This window comes from Micromonospora sp. NPDC049114 (genome assembly GCF_040648635.1).
GTDB lineage: Bacteria > Actinomycetota > Actinomycetes > Mycobacteriales > Micromonosporaceae > Micromonospora.
Genome location: NZ_JBEZEA010000011.1, coordinates 122,476 through 137,555, shown reverse-complemented (window position 1 = coordinate 137,555; position 15,080 = coordinate 122,476). Strand labels below are relative to the sequence as shown.

The window sequence follows — 15,080 nt, the reverse complement described above, 5'->3', positions numbered from 1 at the left end:
GGTCTCTTACCCGTTTAACGGGCGATCCTGCGGCACCCGGTCATCCCATCCGGCCCGACCGGTCGGTGTCGCATCCCCCGCCGACCGGTCAACATGAAATCCGACAACTGGGCAGCACTGTCGACTATCCGTCGTTGTCCCGTCGGCGGGACCGGCCGTAGCGTCGCTGGTAGACACCCGGTTCGGAGGCACCATGCTCGATCCAGCCGCTCCCCAGCTCGTCGTGAACAGTCGCACCCTGTACTTCAGCTGGTTGCCGGCGGATCCCGACGCGGTCGCCGCCCTCGTCCCCGCCGGGCTGCGCCCCCGCGCGGACCGGCAGGTGTTCCTCAACCAGTACGTCGTCGAGGACGAGACGCAGACCTCCGGCTTCGGCGCCTACTCGTTGACGTACCTCGGCGTCTCACTCGCCGGCGTGGACGCGCCCGGCGGGCTCAACCCGGGCGGCTGGTGGACCCACTACGTGGCCTCCAGCCGGCTGGTCCGCGAGTACGCCGCGGCGCGGGGCGCCCCGGTGCTCGCCGGCCGGACCAGGATCGAGGTGAGCGGCGAGGCGCTGCTCTCCGAGACCGAGGCGGAGGGTGCGCCGCTGATCCGCGCCCGGTGTCGGGTGGGGGAGACCGGCCACGTGATCAGCAGCGGCCACCACCGCTACTTCACGTGCCGCGACGGCCAACTGCTCAGCTCGGTCTACCCGTTCGTGGCCGAGCCGGTCGCGCCGTTCGAGATCGAGTCGGTGGAGTTCCTGCAACCCCGACACCCGATGTACGCGCTGCGCCCCGCCAACCCGCTGACCATCGGCTTCGGCTACTTCTCGCCGCGCTCCTCGTTCGCCTACCCCGGCGGGCTGACCGTGCACCCCGGCGCGGCCGGCCCTCCCGAGCCGGCCCGGCAGACTCACCAGGTGCCGGCCAGCCTGGCTCGCAGCGGCCTGCCGTCGGGGTCGTAGACCAGCCGGTACACCGGCAGCGCCCAGGTACGGGTGTACCAGGGCAGCCGCTCGGGGCGGTGCGGGCGCAGCCGGCCGGGTGGACGATCGCCGACCTGGCCGCCGTCGTACCACAGTTGCAGTTCGTCGGCCGCGGCCGTGATGGCCGCCACGGCGTCGGCCGGGTCGAGCAGGTCGGCGTCGTCCGCGCCGTCCGGGTCCCGGTCCAGGTGCTCGCGCCAGAGCCGCAGCCGCAGGTCCCGGGCGTAGACGCGGGCTCCGTCGCCGAGACCCGCCGGGTCGGTGGGGGTCCGCTCGTCGCGCGTGTCGTCGAGCACCGCGCAGGACAACTCGCTGTCGTGCGTCCAGGAACGGCGGTTGAAGTTGTCGCTGCCGACGCTGGCCCAGACGTCGTCGACCACGCAGACCTTCGCGTGCACGTACACCGGGGTGCCGGCGTGGTTCTCCACGTCGAACACGTGCACCCGGTCCGGCGCGGCGCGCTCGCACAGCGACAGCGCCTGCTCCCGGCCGACCATGTTGGGTGGCAGGGCCAGCCGGCCGTCCACGTCCGGGTGCCGGGGCACCACGGCGACCAGGTGCAGCTCGGGATTCTCCCGCAGCGCCTGGGCGAACAGGTTGGCCACCTCGGTCGACCAGAGGTACTGGTCCTCCAGGTAGATGAGCCGTCGCGCGCGGTGGACCGCCTTGGTGTAGCCCCGGGCCACCGTCCGCTCGCCGTCGGGCGCGAAGGAGTAGCGCGGCCGGACGGCGGGGTAGGTGCGCAGCACCTGGATCTGGTGCGGCCCGCACTCGGGCGGGTCGGCGGGCTGCTCCGGCAGCGGGTCCGGCCGCAGGTCCGCGCCGCGCAGCCGGTCCCGCGCGTACGCCATCGGATTCTCCGAGTCCAGCGGCATCGGGTCGGTCCAGCGCTCCCGGAACAGGGTGTCCAGCGCGCCGACCACCGGGCCGCGCACCGCGAGCTGCACGTCGTGCCAGGGCGGGTTCGACCCGTACCGGGAGGACATCTGCACCGCCTGCGGGTCGCCGCCGTGCGCGGCGTCGTCGCGCCGGCTGTGGCACAGGTCGATCCCGCCGGCGAACGCGATGTCCCGCTCCGGGGCGTTCGGGTGCCGCAACACCACCAGCTTCTGGTGGTGCGAGCCGCCGCGGCGGACCCGCTGGTCGAGCAGCACCTCGCCGCCGGCTGCGGAGACCGTCTCACTGAGGTTGCGGTTCTCCGCCTCGCTGTAGGCCATCGCGTCGAGGTGTGAGCGCCAGATCAGCCCCTTGACCACCACGCCGCGCTGCGCGGCCTGGGCGAAGAGCTGGGCCACGGTGGGGCCGTCGGGGCGCAACCGCTGGTCCGGGTCGCCCCGCCAGTCGGTGAAGAAGAGGTGGTCACCGGCGGTCAGCGCCTCCACCTCCTCGACCAGCCGGTCGAAGTACGCCGCGCCGTGAATCAACGGCTCGGCGAGGTTTCCCCTGGTCCAGACGGGTAACCCAGAGACCGGGTTGGCGCGTTCCTGTGCGGTGAGGAACCAGTCCTGTAACGGCACGTCCAGCCCCCCGGAGGTCGACAACGTCCTCACGGTAGGACCCCCGACGCGGGTCCGCATGCCAGGCCGACCGACCGGTGACCTGGATGACGCCCAACGCGAGCACGTGACAACAGCCGAGGAGGCCACACCATGCCCCGCGAGACGACGAACCCCGTGACCGAGTACCGCGAGCCGGCGGTGGAGAGCGAACGGGGTGCGCTGGTAGCGGTGTTGCTGATGGTGATTCTGGGCGTCGCGGGGATTTTCGCGGTCTCGTGAGGCGGCGCCGGCGCCCCGGGGAGACGGGGCGCAGGCGCCGGTTTCAGCGGTCGGTCCGGGTCAGGGACGCGGGCCCTGGCCGTCGGTGTGCGGCACCCGCTCGGTGGGGATGACGCCGAGCCGGCCGGCCTTGAAGTCCTCGAACGCCTGGAGCAGCTCGTCGCGGGTGTTCATCACGAACGGGCCGTACTGTGCCACCGGCTCCCGGATGGGCTGACCACCCATGATGTAGAGGTCCAGCGCCGGCGTGTTGCTGTCCTGCGTGGGGTCCGCGCTGATGCGCAGCGCGTCGCCCGGACCGTGCACCGCGAGCTGGCCGGTGCGGACCGGCCGGCGCTCGACGCCGACGGTGCCGCGCCCGCCGAGCACGTACACCAGCGCGTTGAAGTCGGGGTTCCAGGGCAGGTCGACCTGCGCGCCCGGCTGCACGGTGACGTGGGTGATGGTGATCGGCGTGAACGTCGACCCCGGGCCGCGGTGCCCGGCCACCTCACCGGCGATGACCCGGATCAGCGCGCCGCCGTCGGGCGTGGTGAGCAGGGCCGACTCCCGGCCCCGGATGTCCTGGTAGCGGGGCGGGTTCATCTTCGCCGCGCGGGGCAGGTTGACCCAGAGCTGCGTGCCGTGGAAGAGCCCGCCGCTGAGCACCAGGTGCTCCGGCGGCGCCTCGATGTGCAGCAGGCCGCTGCCGGCCGTCATCCACTGGGTGTCGCCGTCGGTGATGGTGCCGCCGCCGCCCTGCGAGTCCTGGTGGTCGAAGACGCCGTCGATGATGTAGGTGACGGTCTCGAAGCCGCGGTGCGGGTGCCACGGGGTGCCCTTGGGCTCGCCCGGCGCGTAGTCCACCTCGCCCATCTGGTCGAGGTGGATGAACGGGTCCAGGTCGGTCGTCGACACCCCGGCGAAGGCCCGGCGGACCGGGAAGCCCTCGCCCTCGAAGCCGCTGGGCGCGGTGGTCACCGTGCGGACCTTGCGGAAGCTGGTGGTCTCGTCGAGCTGGGGCAGGCGGGGCAGGACGAGGACGTTGTCAACGGTGATCGCGGGCATCGGGGGGCTCCTTAACGTGTGGCGTGGGTGCTCGACGTGGTCCGGGTCGCCCGCAGGCGGCGGCCGAGCCGGTCGAAGACCCGGGTGAGGCAGGCGACCTCGGCGTCGTCGAGGTCATCCATCAGGTGGGTACGCACCGACGCCAGGTGGTGGGGTGCGGCTTCGGACAGGGTGAGCAGCCCGGCGGCGGTGAGGACGGCTTCGCTGCCGCGCCGGTCGTCCGGGCAGGCCTCCTTGCTGACCAGGCCGCGCCGTTGCATCGAGGAGATCTGGTACGTCAGGCGGCTGGGGGAGAAGACCAGCCGGCCGGCCAGCTCGCCCATCCGCAGTCGTTGCCCCGGTGCCTCGGAGAGCAGGACCAGCACGTGGTAGTCGGCGAAGGTGAGGTCGCTGTCGGTGCGCAGGTCGTCTTCCAGCTGGGTGAACAGGCGCTGGCTGGCCTCGATGTAGGCACGCCAGGCGGCCGCTCGGGTGCTGTCCAGGCTCTCTGTCACGTCCACCACGGTAGCACTAGTTCAAAATTTAACTAGTGCTGTTGAGCGTTGCCTGCGTCACGTCTGTCCGGTTGGTGGCGCGCTTGGTGCAGTTTTGAACAAAGCGTGGGTCAACCGGGCGGCGGTGCCGGGGCGGTCTGTGCCAGACTCCGGCCTCGTGGAACACGTGGAACTCGCCGCCGCCGACCTGTTGCTGCGCCCGTGGCGGGAGGCGGACGCCCCGGCGGTGCGCGACGCCCTGCGCGACCCCGACATCGCCCAGTGGAACCCGCAGGGCGGCGGCCCGGTCGACGACCACGCCGCCCTGCTCTGGGTGCGTCGCCGGGCCGACTGGTCCGGCGGCGACCACGCCTCCATGGCGGTGACCGACGCCGCCGACGGCCAGCTGCTCGGCTCGGTGTCGCTGCACCACATCCACCACGGCGACGCCTCCATCGGCTACTGGACGATGCCGGCGGCGCGCGGGCGTCAGGTGGCGACGCGAGCCGTCGTCCGGCTCACCGAGTGGGCGTTCGACGACCTTCGGCTGCACCGGGTCGAGCTGTGCCACGCGGTGGCCAACGCGGCGTCCTGCCGGGTCGCCGAGCGGGCCGGCTATCTCGCCGAGGGGACGCTGCGCGAGTCGTACCAGTACGGCGACGGCCGCCGCTACGACGAGCACCTGCACGCCCGCCTGGCCACCGACCGCTAGCCGGCCGACGCCCGTCGGAAAGCGGCCCAGGTCGGGCGGCGGCCGGGGTCAGGGGGTTGGCACCTTCACCTCGCTGCCTGTCGAGCTGCCCCAGACATGGGGCGGGCATCTCCGGGCGGGGCTGTGCGGCGGCGTCTTCGACGGCCGGCCCAGATATGGGGCAGCTCGACAGGAGCGCACCCACCCGGGCGGCCCCGGCTCGGGACCGGCCGGCCGAGCCAACCCGCTCAGGCAGGCCGGCCGAGCCAACCGGCTCAGGCAGGCAGGCAGGCGGGCCGGCCGGCCGTCACTCGGTGACCCGGCGCAGGAACGCCGTGAGGTGACCGGTGGTGCGGTCGATCTTCTCGGCCAGGGTGATGGTCTCTTCGATCCGCCGCCCGGCGTCCCTCTTCTTGCCGCGCAGGTAGAGCGAGCAGGCCAGGTCGGAGCAGACGTACGCGCCCACGGAGTTGCCCTGCCGGCCGTCCCGGCCGGCCTTGCGGGCCGTCATCAACGACACGCCGTCGCCGGTGTGGGTGGTCAGGCAGAAGGAACACATGCTGCGCCGGACCCGCCCGGCCTGCTGGGGTGCCACCCGCAGCGCGACCCCGACGAGGCCCTCGTCGGCCTCGGCGATCAGGTAGGCCCGCTGCGGCGCGGCGACGTCCCGCCAGCCGAGGAAGTCCAGGTCGTCCCAGGGGCGCATTTCAAGATCGTTCGGTATGGCCAGCCGCTTCGCCTCGCCCTGAGTGCAGTTGACGAAGGAGGCGCGGATGGCGGATTCGGTGAGGGCTAACATAGGTAGTAGCCTAGCTCTCCTAGGCAAGCGATTAACGAGACTAGTTTTGGGGTGTGGTGCGTGGCACGTGCCGGAGTGACCGTCGAGCGGCTGGCCCTGGCGGCGGCCGACCTGGCCGACGAGGTGGGCGTCGAGAACGTGACAGTCGCCGCGCTCGCGCGGCACTTCGGCGTGAAGGACGCGAGCCTGTACTTCCACATCAGGAGCGCACACGACCTGCGGGTCAGGATCGCGCTGCTGGCACTCGCCGAGCTGGCCGACCGGGTCGCCGACGCGCTCGCCGGCCGGGCCGGCAAGGACGCGCTGGTCGCCTTCGCCAACGCGTACCGGGACTACGCGACGCGGCACCCGGGTCGCTACGCCGCGATGCAGATCGACCTCGACCCCGAGACGGCCGCCGCGAGCGCGGGCGTCCGGCACGCCGAGATGACCCGGGCGATCCTGCGCGGCTACCGGCTCTCCGAGCCGGACCAGACCGACGCCGTCCGGATGATGCACAGCACGTTCCACGGCTTCGTGAGCCTGGAGCGGACCGGCGGGTTCCGCCACACCCCGCGCTCGACGGACGAGTCCTGGGCTCGCGCCCTCGACGCCCTCGACGCCGTCCTGAGCAACTGGCCGCGGGGATGACGATCGGGTGGGCGCACGTCGTCCGCCCACCCGATCGTCTTCAGCCGGATCAGGGTGTCGCGGGCGCGTCCGCACGGGACGCCAGCGGGCGTCGCTGCGCGGTCCGCTGTCGGAGCAGGACGAAGCCCAGGCCGGCCAGGAACCAGGTGGCGAGGACGGCCAGGGGCACCAGCGTGTGCGAGCCGTTGAAGTAACCGAAGTTGTTGACCGCCCGCACTGCCGCGCCCGGGGGGAGCTTCGCCGAGATCGACTGCGCCCATCCCGGCAGCAGGTCGATCCCGATCGTCGCTCCGCTCGTCGCGTTGCCGATGGTGGTGAGGGTGAGCACCGCAAGCGCGATCCCGATCGGGCCGAGCCAGGCCCCGAGAGCCTTGGTCGTGAAGGCGCTGGCGGCCGACAACAGGATGAGCGACAGGGCGAGCAGCGGGAACGGCGCCGTCAGCGACCCGTAGACCGGGCCCGCGACCGTCGCCGCGATCACGCCGATCGCTACGGCGAATCCGCCCATGGCGTAGAGCCGGTGACGCAGGCGCACCTTCGCGGTGGCCGCGGTGAGCCCCTGCGCGAGGACGAACGACGACAGGGTGACCCCGAACACCACGTAGAAGGCGGACAGCCCCCGGCTGTCGTAGCTCGCCAGCGGCACGATGTCGTTCTCCTGGACTGTCGCGCCGGCCTGCCGGGCGAGACCCGCGACGAGTTGCCGGGCCGCGCCGCTCTCACTGAATCCGCTCGCGCCGGCGTAGTCGAGCGTCAGCCTGCCGGGGGCGGTCGCGCCGAGCACCGCGACGGCGTCGCCGTCGCGGACCAGGGCCGTTCCGTCCTCGACGGTGCTCACCGGGGTGACGGCGACGGCGTCGCCGAACCCGGCGTGCGCGGTGGTGGCCAGCTGCTCGCCGACCACCGCGATCGGCAGGTGGCGCGGCTCGGGACCGCGTTGCAGCCCGACGTAGACGGCGATGAAGGCCGTACCGATGATCAGCCCGGTGAGCACGAGGGAGAGCCAGGCTCGGCGGTGGGTGACGACTGGCGTTTCCCGCTCGGTACGTGGTTCGGGTGGCGACGTCATGGGTGCTTCCTCGGGTAGTGTGGTTTGAATGTCCAACCAGACGAACCGTAGCACCACCGGTTTGAATTCCAAACCGGCTCGGGACACGCTCGCTGTGGCGCTCGACGCGGTCAACGACAGGTGGTCGCTGCACATCGTGCGGGCGCTCGCCTTCGGGGCCTCCCGGTACACGGAGATCCTCCGGGCGGTCGGCGCACCCCGGGACGTGCTCGCCGCCCGGCTGCGAAAGCTCGCCGAAACCGGCATCCTGCAGGCGCGATCGACCGAGGACGGCAAGGTCGCGGGGTACGAGCTCACCCAGAAGGGCAAGGACCTCGGGCAGGTCATCCTCGTGCTCAAGCGCTGGGGCGACACCTACAGCGACGCCGAGGTGCCCAAGGTCGACTTCATCCACGACGTGTGCGGTGAGGTGTTCGTCGCCGAGGTCCGCTGCCAGGCGTGCGGCAGGCCCCTGCGGTCCGGGGAGCTGTCCCTCGATCAGGAGTCCGCCGCATGCTGACCGATCTGGAACTGGCCGACTGGCGGGAGCGGGTGGCCCGGCTGTACCTGTCCGACGTCGACCTCGCCGGCTTCCGCGCCGGCCGCGACGAGCTCTTCGCCACCCACCCGCAGAGCCCGATCCCGCCGGCCGAGCGGCAGGGCTTCACCGGTGTGCGCTACTTCGCACCGAACCCGGAGGCCGTGGTGGAAGCGCCCCTTCGGCCGGCCAGCGGCGAGCTGCGGGTGGACACCGGCGGCCCGGACGGGGTCGTCGCGTACCGGCGGGTGGCGGTTGCCGAGACGCCGTGGGGGCCGCTCACGCTGTGGTGGATCGAGGCGTACGGGGGTGGGCTCTTCGTGCCGCTGCGCGACGGCACCTGCGGCCAGGAGACCTACGGCGGAGGGCGGTACCTCACCGACACGGTGAAGGGCACCTTCGGCCGGGGCGTCGAGCTGCTGCCCGGCGACCGGGTCCGGCTGGACGCCAACTACCTCTACAACCCCAGCTGCGCGTACGACGACCGCTGGGCCTGCCCGCTCGCCCCGCCGGAGAACCGCGTCGACGTGCCACTGCGGGCCGGCGAGCTGGCGTACCACGACTGACCGGCCGCCCCGGCGAACTGCCGGGAACGGCCGGTCGTGCCGATGCGTCAGCGGGTGTTCGCCGGCGTCGAGCCGGGCACCTGCATCCGGCCCAGCAGTTGCCGGGCCTGATCGGCGAGCTGTGCGTCGACGGTCACCGCGTACTGGCCGGCGCGCAGTGAGCTGGCCGAGGTGAAGTCGCGCTGCCCGCCGGTCATCGCGTGCGCCACGGCGCCGAACACGGCGCCCCAGATCGCGCCGATGACCAGGCCGACCAGGATCACCGCCAGCCAGTTGCCGACGGTGAAGATGCCGAACAGCAGGCCGATGAAGAGTCCGAACCAGGCGCCGGTGCCGGCGCCGAGCAGCGCCGCGCGACCGGTGGTCATCCGCCCGAGCACCGTCTCCACCAGCGTGAGGTTCGTGCCGACGATGGCGCTGTGCTCCACCGGGAAGCGGTTGTCGGCCAGGTAGTCGACCACCTTCTGGGCGGACGGATAGTCCGGATACGAACCGATCGTCACGGTGGGCGGGCCGCCCTGCGGCCCGTGCCCGTCCCCGGCCGGTGCCGACAGGCGGCCTGCCGGGCCGGACGGAAGCACGTCACCACTGTGTGCGCCGGGCCGCCACGCGGCGGCCGGCCCCGAAGCTGAGGTCATGAGCATCCTCCCTCGTCAGCCGACCGCGTTCCCGCCAGCGCCGGGCGGTAACACCCGCCGCCGGAGTGGGGCCCGTGTCGCCGGTGAGGCATGTGCGGGAACGGTCCGGGTAGGCAGGCGGGTGCAGAGCGGACAGATCAGCGACCACGGGTTCCTCGCCGACGGCCGCACGGCCGCGTTGGTGGACCGCTCGGGCTCGGTGAACTGGTGGTGCCCGGGCCGGTTCGACGCGCCGTCGGTGTTCGCGCGGCTGATCGGCGAGCACGCCGGACACTGGTCGATCCGTCCGGAGGCCGACTTCACCGTCGAACGCTGCTACCTCGACGGCACCCTCGTGCTGCGGACCGTCTTTCGTACCGCGCAGGGCGAGGTGGAGCTGAGCGACGCGCTCGCCCTGGAGCCCGGGGCGCGCGAGCACGACATCGGTCTGCGCTCGCCGCAGGTGCTGGTCCGCAGTGTGCGGGGCCTCTCCGGCGAGGTGCCGATGCGGGTGCACTACCGACCCCGATTCGAGTACGGCCGGACCACGCCGTTCCTCGTCGAGCGCGACGGCGCCCTGGAGGCCGTCGGCGGGGCGAGCCGGCTCGTCCTGGTCACCGATCTGCGGCTGACCTGCGGGGACGGTGAGGCCTCCGGGACGTTCACCGTCCGCCCCGGCACGATCCACAACTTCACCCTCGGGTACGCCCCGACCTACGACGCGCCGCAGCCCCAGGTGCCCGCGGCCGACCGGACCATCGCCGACACGGCCGAAGGATGGCGCTCCTGGGTCCGGCAGCACGAGTACAACGGGATCTACGCCGAGCACGTGCGGCGCAGCGCGTTGGTGGTGCAGGGCATGACGTACCGGCCCAGCGGCGCGGTGGTGGCGTCGGTGACCACGTCGCTGCCGGAGAAGCTCGGCGGGGACCGGAACTACGACTACCGCTACGTGTGGGTGCGCGACTTCAGCCTGACACTGCGGGCGCTGTGGCGGACGGCGTGTTACGACGAGGTGCAGCGGCAGTTCGCCTGGTTGGGCCGCGCCATGGGCCGGATCGACGAGGAGCCGGTGCCCATCATGTACGGGGTGCTGGGGGAGCGGGACCTCACCGAGCACCGCCTCGATCAGCTCGCCGGCTACCGGGACAGCCCGCCGGTGATGATCGGCAACGACGCGTGGCGGCAGCGGCAGACCGACATCTTCGGTGAGGCGTTGGACGCGGCCTGGCTGATGCGCGACCGGCTGGAGCCGTTGGAACCCGACGTCTACCACCTGCTCCGGTCGCTGGCCGACAAGGCGGAGCGGGACTGGAAGCTGCCGGACGCGGGGATGTGGGAGGAGCGCGGGATCGAACGCCACCACGTGTCCTCGAAGGTGCAGTGCTGGTCGGCCCTGGACCGGGCGGTCCGCTTCGGCGCACGGCTCGGTGAGCCGCCGGACGTGGCCCGCTGGGCGGCCGCCCGCGACGAGGTGCGCGCGGAGGTGCTGCACCGGGGGTGGAACGACCGGCTCGGGGCGTACACCGGGAGTTTCGAATCCGACGACCTGGACGCGTCGGTGCTGGTGATGCCGCTGGTGGGTTTCCTCCCGGCCGACGATGAGCGGATGCGCTCGACGATCCGCGCGGTGGAGGAGCAGTTGTCGCACGACGGCCTGCTGCGGCGCTGGAACGGCGACCCGGCGGGGTTCCTCATCTGCTCGTTCTGGCTGGTGTGCTGCCTGGCGCTGGCCGGTGAGCGGGACCGGGCGCACGAGTTGTTCGACGCGCTGGCCGGGCGGCTCAACGACCTGGGACTGTTCGCCGAGCAGATCGACCCGTCGACCGGGGAACAGTTGGGCAACTTTCCCCAGGCGTTCTCGCACATCGGCCTGATCAACGCCGCAGGTGTGCTCAGTGACGTCGAGCAGAACCCGGCGCTGCGCCGGCGTGGCATGCCGGCCGGGTACTTCACACCCACGTCGCGCTGAACGGCCGGGAGCTGACCGCCCCCGTGAGCGTCCCCGGGTGGACGGCGCCCGCACGGGGGATGATGCCGGCATGAGGCTGGTGCTCACGGCGGACACGCATCTGCCCAAGCGGGCCCGGGACCTCCCGGGGCCGCTGTGGACGGCGATCGAGGCGGCGGACGTGGTGCTGCACGCCGGCGACTGGGTCGACGAGTCGCTGCTGGACGCCATGACCGCCCGGGCGCGGCGACTCGTCGGCGTGTACGGCAACAACGACGGCCCCGCGCTGCGCGCCCGGCTGCCGGAGGTGGCCCGCGCCGACCTCGACGGGCTACGGGTCGCCGTGGTGCACGAGACCGGCCCCCGCACCGGCCGGGAACAGCGGTGCGCGGCCCGCTTTCCCGACGTCGACCTGCTGGTCTTCGGGCACTCGCACATTCCCTGGGACACCGTGGCACCCAACGGGTTGCGCCTGCTCAACCCCGGGTCGCCCACCGACCGCCGATCCCAGCCGCACGCCACCTATCTGGAGGCCGAGACAACCGGAGCCCGCCTGACGCGGGTCCGGCTGCACACCCTGCCCCGCCCCTGAGCGGCGAGCTACTGGCCGCGACCCGTCTCGGCCTGCAGCTCGTCGATCCGCTTGGACGCCTCGGCCTTGGTCAGGTCGTCCGGCAGCGTCGCGTCCGCCTCCCGGGCCAGCGTGGCCAGGTACGACTCCTGGGCCGCCGTGGGTGGCTCGTCGCCGGTGACCCACTCGTCCGGGTCCTTGATCGCGCCGCGCGGGTCGGCCTGGTCGTTGCTGCGGTCCGTCATCATCATCACCCTTTCTTCGAACAGGTGTGCCAGTACCCCGATCACCGCCGGTTCATGCCCGTCCACCGCGACAGTCGGCGCCTAGGATCACCGGATGAGCGTGAACTCCTCGGGCGTGGTGGTGGTCGGGGCGGGCATCGCCGGAGTGGCCTGCGCGGTGGAGCTGACCCGGGCCGGGGTGCCGGTGCAGGTCCGGGAACGGGGACACGTCCGCGGCGGCCGGATGGCCAGCAAACGCTTCGACGGCCGCCCCGCCGACATCGGCGCCGCGTACTTCACCGTCAGCGACCCGGACTTCGCCGTCGTGGTCGACGAGTGGCGTGCCGCCGGTCTGGTCCGGGAGTGGACCGACACCTTCTGGTCGTACGACACGAACGGCCGCCACGACGCGCCCGGTCCGCTGCGCTACGCCGCGCCACGCGGGCTGCGGTCGCTCGTCGAACACCTGGCCGGCGCGGTGCCGGTGACCGTCGACCGGCTGGTGCTGGCCGTGGAGCCCGGTCCGACCGTCGACGGCGAGCCGTACGCGGCGGTCGCCCTGGCCATGCCCGGACCGCAGGCCGCCCTGCTGCTCGATCCCGCCCTGGCCGACGCCACCCGGGTCGTGCAGGCGCAGACCTGGTCGCCGACCCTGGCCGCGGTGCTGCGTTTCCCGTCCCGACGCTGGCCGCACTTTCACGGCGCGTTCGTCAACGACCACCCGGTGCTCTCGCTCATCTGCGACGACGGGGACCGGCGCGGTGACGACGCGCCGGTGCTGGTGGCGCACACCGTGCCGGAGTTCGCCGCCGGCCACCTGGCCCAACCCTCCGGCGCCGGACCGGCTATCGAACAGGCCGTCCGGGACGTGCTGGGGCTGGCCGCAGAGGCCACCGACGTGCACGTGCACCGCTGGACGTACGCCAAGCCCGCCGGCGACGGCACCGGGAACACCCACCACCTGGACGCCGACGGGATCGGCCTGGCCGGCGACGCGTTCGGCAAGCCCCGCGTGCAGAGCGCCTGGCGCTCCGGCCGCGACCTCGGCCGCGCGCTGGCCGACCGCCTCGGCTGAGCGCCGCTGCCCGGCGCTCAGCCGTGCCCGGCGGCGGCGACCGGCTGGGCCTCGCGTTCGGACGGGTCCTTCGTCCGCTCGCCCTCGCGGTCCAGCAACTGCATGACCGGGGTCGCCGCGACGCCGTGCACCACCACCGAGACGAGCACCACCAGCCCGACCGTCGCCCACAACAGCTCCGCCTGCGGAAAGTCCGCCTTCGTGGTGGCGTACGCCAGGTAGTAGAACGAGCCCACCCCGCGGATGCCGAACAGCGAGATCACCCAGTGCTCCGCTGGCCGGCCCGGTGCGCCGCGCAGCGACAACCAGCCGACAGCCGGCCGGATCAGGAAGACCAGCGCCAGCCCCACGGCCGCCGCCGGCCAGGTCAGCGGGGCGAGCAGACCGCCCACGATCGCGCCGCCGAGCAGCAGCAGCAACACCAGGGTGAGCAACCGCTCGACCTGCTCGGCGAAGTCGTGCAGCACCGAGTGGAACTCGTGGGTCCGCTCGGCGGCCCGGATGGCCCGCGCGGCCACGAACACCGCCAGGAAGCCGTACCCGCCGGCAACCTCCACCAGCCCGTACGCCAGGAAGGTGGCGGCCAGCGCCAGGAACCCCTCCGCGTGCCGGGCCAGCCGCAGCTCGCTGGGGGCCCGGAAGAACAGCTTGCCGAGCAGCCAGCCGATGAGCAGGCCGCCGCCCACGCCGACGCCCACCTTCCAGAGCACGTCGACGGTGAACCACTCGGCCATCCACTCCCGCGGGGCGAGGCTGGTCGAGGAGATCGCGATGGCCGCGTAGACGAACGGGAACGCCAGCCCGTCGTTGAGGCCCGCCTCCGAGGTCAGAGCGAAACGGACCTCGTCCTCGGAGTCCTCCACATCGGTCGGCTCGCCGACCTGCACGTCGGCGGCGAGCACCGGATCGGTAGGCGCCAGCGCGGCGCCCAGCAGCAGCGCCGCCGCCGGCACCAGGCCGGCCCACCACCACCCGAGCAGCGCCACCGCCGCGATGCACAACGGCATCGCGATGACCAGCAGACGCCACGTGGAGGACCACCGGGACCAGCTCAACGGCCGGTCGATCTTCAACCCGGCGCCCATCAGGGCGACGATCACCCCGATCTCGGTCAGGTGGGTGGTCAGCTCGGGGTGGGCCAGCGGATCCGGTGTCGGCAGCCCGACCGGCAAAAGGAAGACCAGCATGCCGAGGGCGAGGAACGCGATCGGCATGGACAGTGGACGGTGCTCCAACACCCGGGGCAGGATGCCCGCGAGCAGCGCGCCCAGGCCCACCAGCGCGAACGCGACATCTACCGGTTCCACGGACACCACCCTTTCGCCGCACCCGCGCGGTGCGGGCAGGTGGCCACAGACCATGCCCCGCACGATGTGCGGCTATGCGCGTGCGCAGCGGTGAACCGGAGTGAGTCTCACCTCGGCCGGGTGAGCGGGGAATCCGCCAGCTCGGCCAACAGCGCGGCCGGGTCGTCGTACACCGCCACCGCGCCGGCGCCGGCGAGTTCCCCACGGCTGGTGCCGCCGCAGGTCAACCCGACGCAGGGAATGTTGAGCTTGCCGGCCGCGGCGACGTCCCAGACCGAGTCGCCGACGAAGACGACGCGCTCGGCGGTCAGCCCGGACTGCTCCAGCGCCGCCTCGAGAATGTCCGGTGCCGGCTTGCTCTCCTGCGCGTCCGCCGAGGAGGTGACGGTGTCCACCACGTCGTCGGCGTTCAGGGCCCGACGCAGCGCACCCACCTCGTGCTCCGCGGCGGAGGTGGCGAGCACCACCCGCAGCCCCCGCTCGGCGCACGCCCGCAGCAGGTCCGCCGCACCGGGCAGCGGCGTCAGCCGCTCCCAGTACTCGGTGTACAGGGTGTTGTGCGCCTCGCGCAGCTTGGGGTCGTCGTCGCGGTCGCGTTCGGGGCCGAGCAGGTGGTCCAGCAGCTTGTCCGAGCCCATGCCGATCGAGCGGTGCACGGTCGCCATCGGGACCGGGTGGTCGGCCTGGCGCAGCGCCTCCCACCAGCTCACGGTGTGCAGGTAGGTGGTGTCGACGAGCGTCCCGTCGATGTCGAAGAGCACCCCGTGGGGTTGTTCGGTGGCCATGGGCGCACTC

The 15,080-nt window shown here is 72.6% G+C and carries 18 protein-coding genes; 9 read left to right on the top strand and 9 right to left on the bottom strand.

Features of this window, described 5'->3' with window-relative positions; all coding sequences use genetic code 11:
* Positions 1–193: 193 nt before the first annotated feature.
* Positions 194–949 (top strand): hypothetical protein, encoded by a 756-nt coding sequence (locus AB0B39_RS26280; protein ID WP_234588390.1) that lies wholly within the window; start codon positions 194–196, stop codon positions 947–949.
* Here AB0B39_RS26280 and AB0B39_RS26275 read toward each other — a convergent pair.
* Complete coding sequence (locus AB0B39_RS26275) at positions 898–2,487, bottom strand: phospholipase D-like domain-containing protein (protein WP_357497440.1); 1,590 nt, start codon at positions 2,485–2,487, stop codon at positions 898–900. The two genes, AB0B39_RS26280 and AB0B39_RS26275, sit on opposite strands and share 52 nt — an antisense overlap.
* Before the next feature lie 132 nt (positions 2,488–2,619).
* Between AB0B39_RS26275 and AB0B39_RS26270 the strand changes: the two genes are divergently transcribed.
* Complete coding sequence (locus AB0B39_RS26270; RefSeq protein WP_255787601.1) at positions 2,620–2,748, top strand: hypothetical protein; 129 nt, start codon at positions 2,620–2,622, stop codon at positions 2,746–2,748.
* A 60-nt stretch (positions 2,749–2,808) separates the two neighbouring features.
* On the opposite strand, the gene AB0B39_RS26265 is transcribed toward AB0B39_RS26270, so the two are convergent.
* Positions 2,809–3,795 (bottom strand): pirin family protein, encoded by a 987-nt coding sequence (locus AB0B39_RS26265; RefSeq protein WP_357575664.1) that lies wholly within the window; start codon positions 3,793–3,795, stop codon positions 2,809–2,811.
* Between the two features lie 11 nt (positions 3,796–3,806).
* Positions 3,807–4,289, bottom strand: a complete 483-nt coding sequence (locus AB0B39_RS26260; protein ID WP_357497444.1) for a MarR family transcriptional regulator — start codon at positions 4,287–4,289, stop codon at positions 3,807–3,809.
* Between the two features lie 157 nt (positions 4,290–4,446).
* On the opposite strand from AB0B39_RS26260, the gene AB0B39_RS26255 reads away from it, so the two are divergent.
* Entirely contained in the window at positions 4,447–4,980 is a 534-nt protein-coding gene (locus AB0B39_RS26255; protein ID WP_234588387.1) for a GNAT family protein, read from the top strand.
* A 286-nt stretch (positions 4,981–5,266) separates the two neighbouring features.
* Here AB0B39_RS26255 and AB0B39_RS26250 read toward each other — a convergent pair whose 3' ends face one another.
* On the bottom strand, positions 5,267–5,758 hold the full coding sequence (locus AB0B39_RS26250) for an FBP domain-containing protein (protein ID WP_234588386.1): 492 nt from the start codon (positions 5,756–5,758) through the stop codon (positions 5,267–5,269).
* 60 nt (positions 5,759–5,818) lie between these two features.
* Between AB0B39_RS26250 and AB0B39_RS26245 the strand changes: the two genes are divergently transcribed.
* Positions 5,819–6,388, top strand: coding sequence for a TetR-like C-terminal domain-containing protein (locus AB0B39_RS26245; protein ID WP_357575663.1), 570 nt, complete (start codon positions 5,819–5,821; stop codon positions 6,386–6,388).
* A gap of 49 nt (positions 6,389–6,437) precedes the next feature.
* Here the strand turns inward: AB0B39_RS26245 and AB0B39_RS26240 are convergent, their stop codons facing one another.
* Positions 6,438–7,457: a hypothetical protein gene (locus tag AB0B39_RS26240; protein ID WP_357497449.1), complete on the bottom strand. Its 1,020-nt coding sequence runs from the start codon at positions 7,455–7,457 to the stop codon at positions 6,438–6,440.
* Between the two features lie 28 nt (positions 7,458–7,485).
* On the opposite strand from AB0B39_RS26240, the gene AB0B39_RS26235 reads away from it, so the two are divergent.
* Together AB0B39_RS26235 and AB0B39_RS26230 are read left to right on the top strand one after the other, a co-directional pair.
* On the top strand, positions 7,486–7,956 hold the full coding sequence (locus AB0B39_RS26235; protein ID WP_234588383.1) for a helix-turn-helix domain-containing protein: 471 nt from the start codon (positions 7,486–7,488) through the stop codon (positions 7,954–7,956).
* Positions 7,953–8,540: a DUF1684 domain-containing protein gene (locus AB0B39_RS26230; protein ID WP_234588403.1), complete on the top strand. Its 588-nt coding sequence runs from the start codon at positions 7,953–7,955 to the stop codon at positions 8,538–8,540. The genes AB0B39_RS26235 and AB0B39_RS26230 overlap by 4 nt, the downstream gene beginning before the upstream one ends.
* Before the next feature lie 47 nt (positions 8,541–8,587).
* Here the strand turns inward: AB0B39_RS26230 and AB0B39_RS26225 are convergent, their stop codons facing one another.
* A complete protein-coding gene (locus AB0B39_RS26225) occupies positions 8,588–9,178 on the bottom strand; it encodes a general stress protein (protein WP_234588382.1) in 591 nt (196 codons plus the stop codon).
* A gap of 121 nt (positions 9,179–9,299) precedes the next feature.
* Between AB0B39_RS26225 and AB0B39_RS26220 the strand changes: the two genes are divergently transcribed.
* Positions 9,300–11,129 (top strand): glycoside hydrolase family 15 protein, encoded by a 1,830-nt coding sequence (locus AB0B39_RS26220; RefSeq protein WP_357497452.1) that lies wholly within the window; start codon positions 9,300–9,302, stop codon positions 11,127–11,129.
* Positions 11,130–11,199: 70 nt separating this feature from the next.
* Positions 11,200–11,700: a metallophosphoesterase gene (locus AB0B39_RS26215; protein WP_357575662.1), complete on the top strand. Its 501-nt coding sequence runs from the start codon at positions 11,200–11,202 to the stop codon at positions 11,698–11,700.
* 8 nt (positions 11,701–11,708) lie between these two features.
* Here AB0B39_RS26215 and AB0B39_RS26210 read toward each other — a convergent pair whose 3' ends face one another.
* Positions 11,709–11,927 (bottom strand): DUF3072 domain-containing protein, encoded by a 219-nt coding sequence (locus tag AB0B39_RS26210; RefSeq protein WP_234588402.1) that lies wholly within the window; start codon positions 11,925–11,927, stop codon positions 11,709–11,711.
* Between the two features lie 112 nt (positions 11,928–12,039).
* On the opposite strand from AB0B39_RS26210, the gene AB0B39_RS26205 reads away from it, so the two are divergent.
* Positions 12,040–12,978: an FAD-dependent oxidoreductase gene (locus AB0B39_RS26205; protein ID WP_357575688.1), complete on the top strand. Its 939-nt coding sequence runs from the start codon at positions 12,040–12,042 to the stop codon at positions 12,976–12,978.
* 17 nt (positions 12,979–12,995) lie between these two features.
* On the opposite strand, the gene AB0B39_RS26200 is transcribed toward AB0B39_RS26205, so the two are convergent.
* Together AB0B39_RS26200 and AB0B39_RS26195 are read right to left on the bottom strand one after the other, a co-directional pair.
* Entirely contained in the window at positions 12,996–14,285 is a 1,290-nt protein-coding gene (locus tag AB0B39_RS26200; protein ID WP_357575661.1) for a cation:proton antiporter, read from the bottom strand.
* A gap of 107 nt (positions 14,286–14,392) precedes the next feature.
* On the bottom strand, positions 14,393–15,070 hold the full coding sequence (locus AB0B39_RS26195) for an HAD family hydrolase (protein WP_234588377.1): 678 nt from the start codon (positions 15,068–15,070) through the stop codon (positions 14,393–14,395).
* Positions 15,071–15,080: the final 10 nt, after the last annotated feature.

Bases quoted from the DNA above. Each gene is read 5' to 3' on its own strand.
- AB0B39_RS26210 (WP_234588402.1), bottom strand. From the start codon at position 11,927: ATGATGACGGACCGCAGCAACGACCAGGCCGACCCGCGCGGCGCGATC.
- AB0B39_RS26270 (WP_255787601.1), top strand. From the start codon at position 2,620: ATGCCCCGCGAGACGACGAACCCCGTGACCGAGTACCGCGAGCCGGCG.
- AB0B39_RS26235 (WP_234588383.1), top strand. From the start codon at position 7,486: ATGTCCAACCAGACGAACCGTAGCACCACCGGTTTGAATTCCAAACCG.
- AB0B39_RS26250 (WP_234588386.1), bottom strand. From the start codon at position 5,758: ATGTTAGCCCTCACCGAATCCGCCATCCGCGCCTCCTTCGTCAACTGC.
- AB0B39_RS26225 (WP_234588382.1), bottom strand. From the start codon at position 9,178: ATGACCTCAGCTTCGGGGCCGGCCGCCGCGTGGCGGCCCGGCGCACAC.
- AB0B39_RS26265 (WP_357575664.1), bottom strand. From the start codon at position 3,795: ATGCCCGCGATCACCGTTGACAACGTCCTCGTCCTGCCCCGCCTGCCC.
- AB0B39_RS26240 (WP_357497449.1), bottom strand. From the start codon at position 7,457: ATGACGTCGCCACCCGAACCACGTACCGAGCGGGAAACGCCAGTCGTC.
- AB0B39_RS26215 (WP_357575662.1), top strand. From the start codon at position 11,200: ATGAGGCTGGTGCTCACGGCGGACACGCATCTGCCCAAGCGGGCCCGG.
- AB0B39_RS26280 (WP_234588390.1), top strand. From the start codon at position 194: ATGCTCGATCCAGCCGCTCCCCAGCTCGTCGTGAACAGTCGCACCCTG.
- AB0B39_RS26195 (WP_234588377.1), bottom strand. From the start codon at position 15,070: ATGGCCACCGAACAACCCCACGGGGTGCTCTTCGACATCGACGGGACG.